The sequence below is a fragment of the Neobacillus sp. BF23-41 genome (assembly GCF_041106275.1).
The window spans coordinates 1-7981 of record NZ_JBGBPR010000060.1 but is presented as its reverse complement, the minus strand read 5'-3'; the positions used below and the strand labels follow the sequence as shown (position 1 = coordinate 7981).

At 37.6% G+C, this 7981-nt stretch carries 9 protein-coding genes and 1 pseudogene; 2 read left to right on the top strand and 8 right to left on the bottom strand.

Features of this window, described 5'->3' with window-relative positions:
• Both AB7942_RS29765 and AB7942_RS29760 read right to left on the bottom strand, forming a co-directional pair.
• On the bottom strand, window positions 1-316 hold a 316-nt coding region (locus AB7942_RS29765; protein WP_369449672.1), incomplete at its 3' end, for an IS110 family transposase.
• Between the two features lie 211 nt (window positions 317-527).
• Window positions 528-719 (bottom strand): hypothetical protein, encoded by a 192-nt coding sequence (locus AB7942_RS29760; RefSeq protein WP_369449671.1) that lies wholly within the window; start codon window positions 717-719, stop codon window positions 528-530.
• 678 nt (window positions 720-1397) lie between these two features.
• Between AB7942_RS29760 and AB7942_RS30650 the strand changes: the two genes are divergently transcribed.
• A complete protein-coding gene (locus AB7942_RS30650; RefSeq protein WP_483310949.1) occupies window positions 1398-2501 on the top strand; it encodes a PIG-L deacetylase family protein in 1104 nt (367 codons plus the stop codon).
• Between the two features lie 226 nt (window positions 2502-2727).
• On the opposite strand, the gene AB7942_RS29750 is transcribed toward AB7942_RS30650, so the two are convergent.
• The 6 genes and pseudogenes from AB7942_RS29750 to AB7942_RS29725 form a co-directional block, all read right to left on the bottom strand.
• On the bottom strand, window positions 2728-3072 hold the full coding sequence (locus AB7942_RS29750; RefSeq protein ID WP_369449670.1) for a hypothetical protein: 345 nt from the start codon (window positions 3070-3072) through the stop codon (window positions 2728-2730).
• A 109-nt stretch (window positions 3073-3181) separates the two neighbouring features.
• On the bottom strand, window positions 3182-3703 hold the full coding sequence (locus tag AB7942_RS29745) for a hypothetical protein (RefSeq protein ID WP_369449669.1): 522 nt from the start codon (window positions 3701-3703) through the stop codon (window positions 3182-3184).
• 123 nt (window positions 3704-3826) lie between these two features.
• Window positions 3827-4138 carry a TM2 domain-containing protein gene (locus tag AB7942_RS29740; RefSeq protein WP_369449668.1) on the bottom strand — a complete coding sequence of 104 codons (312 nt, stop codon included), beginning with the start codon at window positions 4136-4138 and terminating at the stop codon, window positions 3827-3829.
• A gap of 620 nt (window positions 4139-4758) precedes the next feature.
• Window positions 4759-4959 (bottom strand): YjcZ family sporulation protein, encoded by a 201-nt coding sequence (locus tag AB7942_RS29735; RefSeq protein ID WP_369449667.1) that lies wholly within the window; start codon window positions 4957-4959, stop codon window positions 4759-4761.
• A gap of 763 nt (window positions 4960-5722) precedes the next feature.
• Window positions 5723-6395 (bottom strand): annotated as a pseudogene (locus tag AB7942_RS29730) (IS110 family transposase); the annotation flags it as partial.
• A 211-nt stretch (window positions 6396-6606) separates the two neighbouring features.
• Window positions 6607-6744 carry a hypothetical protein gene (locus AB7942_RS29725; protein ID WP_369449666.1) on the bottom strand — a complete coding sequence of 46 codons (138 nt, stop codon included), beginning with the start codon at window positions 6742-6744 and terminating at the stop codon, window positions 6607-6609.
• Window positions 6745-6838: 94 nt separating this feature from the next.
• On the opposite strand from AB7942_RS29725, the gene AB7942_RS29720 reads away from it, so the two are divergent.
• Entirely contained in the window at window positions 6839-7450 is a 612-nt protein-coding gene (locus AB7942_RS29720; protein ID WP_335713509.1) for a hypothetical protein, read from the top strand.
• The last annotated feature ends 531 nt before the right edge of the window (window positions 7451-7981 follow it).

Sequence of the window (7981 nt, the reverse complement as noted above, 5' to 3'; positions counted from 1 at the left end):
TTACTAAGTGGGGATTGACTGTTACTACCTCAATGTTTTGGTTATATAACCATTTTAATAGGTTAATCCAGTAATGGCCTGTAGGCTCCATACCTACTATTGCTGCATCTAAGTTTTTTAATCTTTTTAAATCTTGAATCCAGTTTAATAGTTTAACGAATCCCTCTTCATTATTTTCAAATGTTAAAGGATCTCCAACTACAATTCCACGGAAGTTAACTGCTCTTGCAACATGTAGTTGTTGAGCGATATCCACACCAACAATAAGATGTGTTTCGGAATTTCTTTCTATTAGTTGATTTTGTTTGTCTTGCATTTTAAAATTAGTAGGGCTTCCTCCTTAAGACTCTGAGTTAGATTGGACTCTATACTCATATCTTACTGAGGGGCTCTATTTTTTTCAAACCTGATATTTAACGATCTACAGGAAAGCTAAACTGCCCCGTTAGTGGAGCAAGCAAAAAATGCCACGGAACTTCTGGATTTTCAACTCTTGTATCTTTTCGTTGAAGAACTGTTTTTCTGTTTCATATATTATCGTATACAGAGCCAAAGTCCTCTTTTGCTTGCTGTATAGCTTCTTCCCAATATTTTATGTCATCTTGATTTTTTTTTAACTTTACTGTTTGATTTGTGTACTTGGCTAACATCTTGTGATAATTTAGTCTTTCTTCCATATATCTAATAACTTTTTTACAATCTTCATATGTCATTCCCATTGATAGTTTCTCCTTCCCTCGTAATAACTACATATTGTGAGTTAGATTTACCTCTCTCTTCTTCAGCTATCCTGCTTCGTTAATACAATAAGAAAGCCACCATTATGGCAGCTGGATCTTCAACTCTTGCACCCGTTAGTTAAACAAGCACGTTAACTTTTATTGCACTTTATGTTCGTATTGTGAATCCGCACCAAATGAGGCATAGCTATGCCACTCACTTATTGAATAATGGTGCACCACTTAAAGCGGATCTCTGCTTTGCCATGAGACGCTGGACACACTTTAAACTCACTTAACTAAATTGAGCTTTACGCCTCGCTAAAGGTCATTAGCGATAAGTCAAAATTTTGGCGTTATCTCTTTAACAAAACAACATTCGCCTACATAGGTTAATATTATCTTCGCTTAATTTATTTGTGTTCCGAATGTCGTGAAATTGGGATCGTTTTCAATTAACGCTATCTATGTATCTACAAAGTAAGTGGGTGCTAATTGATAGTTCAGGACTGACTTAAAGGATTCTCAACTTCCTCCTCATCAACTCTTTCGAACATTAGATTATTTCCAGGATATTTATCTACTCGCGGAGTTTCCCAGTATATCGACTTCAAAAACCCCTTGTCCCATCTTACTAGGCAATAATAGAGTCTATTATTAAGAACGGAGGAACAAGCGTTGATAGAAAAAACATACAGAAATCTACCTATTTACTGGCCTTACCTAAATCAGCCTTGTCCGTGCTATCTCTGTTACTATAATCTTTTTCCTAAACCATCAATGCACTTGTCTGGATTAATATTCCCAATGCAAATAGCACCCTTGTTATCAGTTCAACACGTACCTATACCATCTATTTGGAGTAACTTATCCAAAACTATTTATGGTTTTCAACCAGTTAACTACGTGACAAACACCAAGCCTATTGATCTGCTGGTTTTCGCCCCTCATCCCGACGACGAGACGCTAGGGACAGCGGGTGTGATCATGCGCTCAGTGGCGGCAGGAAAGCGGGTTCATGTTGTTATCTTTACGAATGGAGATGGTTACCCGAGGGCTGCCTCCCAGCTGCTCAAGAAGAACATTGACGAGCTCCGTCCCGAGGATTACTTCGAATTGGCGCGGGTGCGCCAGTTCGAAGTGTATGCTGCTACGGCGGAATTGGGACTAAAGCCGTCGGATATTACCTTCCTGGGCTATCCCGATGCCGGACTGGATCGTGTCTATAAGTCCGAGGGCCCCGAGCCTTTCCAGCAACGCTTTACCCTGATGAGAAAGACGTATAGCATGGTACACCCGGACTATCATTCGCTTGTTTATGGCATGCCTGCGCCCTATCTGAAGGAATTTGCCCTCTCCGATACAATGGACCTGATTAGGTGTCTGCAGCCAAAGGAAATCTACGTCACCGACGGTGCGGATGGGCATCCCGATCATCAAGCAGCTTACTCGTTTGTTCGTGACGCCGTGCAGGCGACTGGTTACAGAGGGCACGTGTATACCTATTTGATCCACAGCGGACCAGACTCCCAATGGCCATGGCCACGTGGGATTACCCCCAGATTGCCGTTTGAGGCACATGAGTATAAAGAAGGGCGAATTCCCAGCTTTGTACCGTGGCCTCCGCCAGTGCGGGTGCCAATGACCGAAACTGAAGCCATTCGAAAGTTGAAAGCGATTCGGGCTTATCGCTCGCAGCTTGCTACGGACAGGGAATATCTAGAATCGTTTATAAAGAATGAAGAAATTTTTTGGTGTATGGGTGGAGGTAATACTGAATAATATAAATCATATGCCTGGCGACAGTATGTTTCTAGTGACTCTGCTTATATGGATGAAAATGGTTATTTTGGATTTTAAGGCCGTATAGATGATGAAATTATAACAGCAGGCGAGAGCGTTGGTCCTAACGAACCTTTAGGTAATCTCATAGGTGAAGCAGGATAAATGTATTGAGTCATAATTGAATTTCCTTTCTATACACCATTTTATAAAATATCCTGCCCCGTTAGTGAATAAGAATAGGGATTACCGTAGCAATTGGAATATGGAAATGCTGAAAAGAGGTAGTAAAAATATGGGATTTGCTATTAAAAACAAACTTAGCATCACCAGTAGCTGTTGTTGGGTGATATTTAACAACAAACTTATTAGTAGCATGATTGATAATAGCTTTGACTTCTTTAACTTCATCATCACTAATAGCTTGGTCTAACACGATAGCATGAGGTTTAAAGTTAAAATCAGTAATATCATTCTTTACTACACGATTGATTTCCTTAATCATTTTTGCTTCCATCTTTGCTGAACCGAAATCACCGTAATTATTAGCGGTATTTGGTTGTTGAGCCATTACACTGGATCCAAAAGTTAAAGCCATTACACCTACTGTTAAAGTTGCGATTAGTTTTTTTATAATTAATTCCTCCTTCAAATTTGTTAGGAAAGGGAATAACCCCAACCTATTTTACTTTTACGATAACCTGCCCCGCAGTTCCTACTGGTTCAATATAAATAACTTCTTTATCTAGAGCCTTACTTGTAGTGTTTTTAATACACTCTCTTGTAATAGGACCCATGCTAAATCCTGTATTAAATTCCATTTTAAGAGTAGTATGGTCACTCTCAGGTGTTACGACATTGTTTGTCATACCTAGTTGTCCGACACCATTTTCTTGAAGAAACATATTAACATCTCTTTTGATTTCATCTAATTGTACCTGTGTAATAGGATTAACTTCGTTACCGATACCTTCTACTTCTATATCGTTTACTGGATCAATTGTAGGCATATTTCCATTTGGATTACCAAAAATGTTTGATACTTGTGGTACATCAATAGATACATCAGGCTTATGTCCATTGTGATTACCATTATTACCGTTACCATGGTTACCATTATTACCTTCTTTAGCAAAAGCATTTCCTGCAAAGATACCCATTGACATAACACCTGCAGGTGCGATTGATAATAATTTTTTCATTTATTAACAACTCCTTTTGAGTGTATTTTTATTGTTCAACTTTTCACAAGCATTATCATATTTGAGCAGCTATACATATAGAACCACCCTATTAATTAACTTTTGTTTTACATTATGCACTAGCTACGTTTTATTGTTTGAAAATGCTTTAACAGTCATAATAACTTCGTTCTCAAGTTGCTCATTTTTTTGTTCAATTCGTTTTCCGATAAAGAACACATCAATGAATGCCCAAATACCCAAACCACCAAGTGTTAATGTCATTGCAATTCCAAGTCCAACATCACCAGCGTAATAACGGTGACCGCCTAGGACGCCTAAGAAGAACCAAAGTGCATACGCAAGTCCTTTTGACTTTTGTTTTTTGCTCATTTCACCATTTACCATTGCAAGTTGTTCTGCTGATAAATCTTTTTTCATCAATAAGTTATTCAATATATGCCAACTCCTATTAGTTAATTTGTTTGCTCAATTTGTCACAAGACTTATTAAACCATAATAGGCACATAGTCACCACTTACCATTTGGTGAATGTTTTCTGACAGGATTGTAAGAAATAGGTTAGTTTTATAAGGTAAACCTGATTCTTATCTTTTTATATAGAAGGTAATTCAATACTTGTATCAACTTCGTGCTCGTTAGTTGAAGAAATCATTCCACAACGCTTAAATTATGACACCAAGAAATCAAAAAAGCCGATTTCCAAGTGGAATCGACTTCATAAGTATACTTCAACTAAAGCACTCGTTAGTTTAAGTGAACAACATCACAATATTTTGGTTGAATTATAAAAAGTGATACCAGTTAACGGCATGACTATCGAATATGTTGTACTGTTCTTTTGTAAAACTTATTCACAGTCTAAATTACTGTCCATTTCTTTCGAAAAATATTGTATTTGGCAATTAAAAAATGTTGTTTCTGACAGTATGTGATTTTGAATTTAAAAAAGCCGAAAATATGCAAGAAATGAATAAAAACTTGCATAAGTTTAAGGCAAAATAATCCTCATCAGGAGTAAAGATGAGGATTATTTAAAGATACAGTCACATTTTTTAACCACAGAAACAAACTGCACCAACAATGATTAATAAAATAAACAACACTACTATGAGTATAAAATCATCGCACCCACGTGCAGGAAAGCAACCTGCATGAACAGGAGCTGCATAGGAGTAAGACAATGGAGGTTGGGGAAGAACATTTGCGCCAGCAGTAATCGGTAAGGCATTAGTAATCGGTAAGGCATTATCCATTTTTTACACTTCCTTTCGAATGTATAGAAAGCTAATATGACATTACACTATATATTACACTTAGAGAGGAAATTGGAGCCCGTCTATATAATAATGGGCATGACTTAGTGGCGATCGCTTTTGTAATTAAAAAACCATAGAGTGGGCTATTGATTTCAAATGAAGAAGGTTAAAGCCAAATGAAATAACTAGATTCAGACATCTTTGTAAAAAAGGTGGGTTTTTTTTTCGGATATCCTTCAACTCCCTGAGTTTGATACGAATATCTCTTGAATGATCACTTATTCGCAGGATTTCATAACCCTTATAAATAGAATGACGGGTAATTGGAATGAATCTAGATCATTTGACTTCGTGAAGGCATAGTTAAATAAAGGAGTTAGCTATTACTCCATATATTACCATATAATGTACATCTCCACGCCGCCCCTGGAGGCATTCCCTTCCATGTCTCAACGGGTCAATTGCCCTCTCATTCCTTCGTGTCATGCCTTTCCAAGGGGTGGAGGCCAGTTATGCTAAACTGATGGGTCACAGTGCCCTTTTGTTGAAGAAACCTGGTACTACGTACATATTTGAAATCCTACGAATAAGACAACATTCAAAATTAAAGTTAACTATTTTAATTGTTACATTTTATAAACTAATGTTTTATTTCTAAGCTGCTAAAGGGATTAATTCCTGTATTTTATTTGGACAGTAAGACTCGTTCGTCGTGCTATTCCTATAAAAATCCTTGCTAGTTTACCGTACAGTTTCATGTTTGTCTTTTCATTAATGACTTCCATCCCATCTGGACATCTAGTGACTCCATTGAGGATATTTCATCTGGAGTTGGAAATAAACGAAGGGTTGCGATTGAACCTTTGCACGAAACATCGTTAAACACTCGTCGTAACTCTGGAAAGACAACATCCACCCATTGATTTATTTGATTTATAGACATGAAGAGACGTTTTACAATCACATCACGGTTAGACATTAGAACTCTAAGTTTCTCAAATGATTCTGAGGAAGGGCGGATAAAGGAATAGTATCCGTTTTTGACCATATCTGCGATGACGAGTGCATCTTTTTTACACTCTTAGATTGGGTATTATCACGATTCTCTTTATTCCTTTTTACTAAGTGAGGATTGACTGTAACTACCTCATTTTTTGGTTGTATAACCATTTTGATAGGTTAATCCAGTAATGGCCTGTAGACTCCATACCTACTATTACTGCATCTAAGTTTTTTAATCTTTTTAAATCTTGAATCCAATTTAACCCCTCTTCAATATTTTTAAATGTAAGAGGGTCTCCAACTACAATTCCACGGAAATTAACTGCTCTTGCAACGTGTAGTTGTTGAGCAATATCCACACCAACAATAAGATGTGTATCGGAAATTCTTTCAATTAGTTGATTTTGTTTGTCTTGCATTTTAAAATTCATAGTAGGGCTTCCTCCTTAAGACTCTGAGTTAGATTGGACTCTATACTCGTATCTTACTGAGGGGCTCTATTTTTTCAAACCTGATAATTAACGATCTACAGGAATGCTAAACTGCTCCTTTAGTTCAATAAGAAAGAGCCTCCAAGAAATAGCAGCCGCTAGTTCTTAAACCCATTTAGTTTAAGAGTGGGAATCTTCGATATTTTGTAGATTATTCAAAAGAATACGCTAGCTTAATTAATATTCCTTCACTAAAGGCACCGCCAGTAAAAGTAATTAGAAACTGTCGTTTGTAATTCCGATAATTGCACCGGTATTCCGTTGTTAGAATTAGATGCCGCACTAACACTATAACCCCCTGCGAGTAATAGCAGTTACTCCGACATGACATAAAAATGACTTTCATTCATATGGTTAACTATCGACTACAATGGGGGGAGAATATGGACGCTAAAGTGATTGTGCTTATCATCATATTGTTGTGCGTGCTTTTTACATGGTTTGTGAACAGGTTGAAAAAACGGAGCAAAGAAAAGGAGTTCGAAAAAAAACAAAATAAAATCCGAAGCATATTAGACGAACACCAATTTACCGTTCTGAGAAGATTTTCCACTCCGAATGACTATCATCATATTTTTTATGATGATGAAAATAAGCGCATTTTGACGATCCATCTGTCCGAACCAGAAAAAACAGAACTCATAAACACCAATAAGATTATCCATTGCGAATTATTTGAGGATGAATCATCCATCATTAAGTCTTCGAGAGGTCCGCAAATAGGCGGTGCCATCGTTGGTGGGATAATCGGGGGAAGCACTGGCGCCATCATCGGTGGATTGAGCGGCGAATCGAAACAGACGGGTGCAGCCAGGATCATCGAACTGAGGATAACGGTTGATGAGATTTTAAAGCCGTTGTTTAAATTCCTATTTTTGCATCGTTATACTCCCATTGAAAAGACCTCAACCGAATATCAAAAAGCGATGAACGAAGCGTTGGAATGGCAAAGCCTCGTCGCTGTTTTGATGTACAGGAATCGAAATGAACAGTGAAACCTTGTTTATGAACCGAAAAGACAAGTGAAGTTTCCTTGTCTTTTGCTTTATCATCCCTTGTGATGGGACTTTATCCCAACAGAATTCAAAAATAGAAAAAACAGTAAAAATAATCGGGCGCTGCTCGATTATTTTTTTGTTCCATCCTTTTATACTCCCCGACCGCTATTCCAAAGGGCACAATCCGAATGTGTTTCCCTATAATCTGGAGAGAGTGATGACACATGCGGATGACATGATCAAGGATTTAATCGCTGGACAGACCGCGGAGCAAGTAGCAAAAAAATTCGGCTTCAAAGTCGAAGTGTCCCACTTCTAAGAGGCGAATTAAAAAGAGTTAGGAAACTGTAATGGTTTGCCTTTTTTGCTTAGAAAAACACCGTTTGTTATGCGAATTAAATATGCCCGATTCCAAAATTTTAATTGAGCGATAAAAAATTTTTTTATTAAGCTAGTCGAGTAGAAGGGAGCCTTTCTACCTTGCGGTAAATTGTACTCCACCCCCCTCACAGAACCGTGCTTGCACTA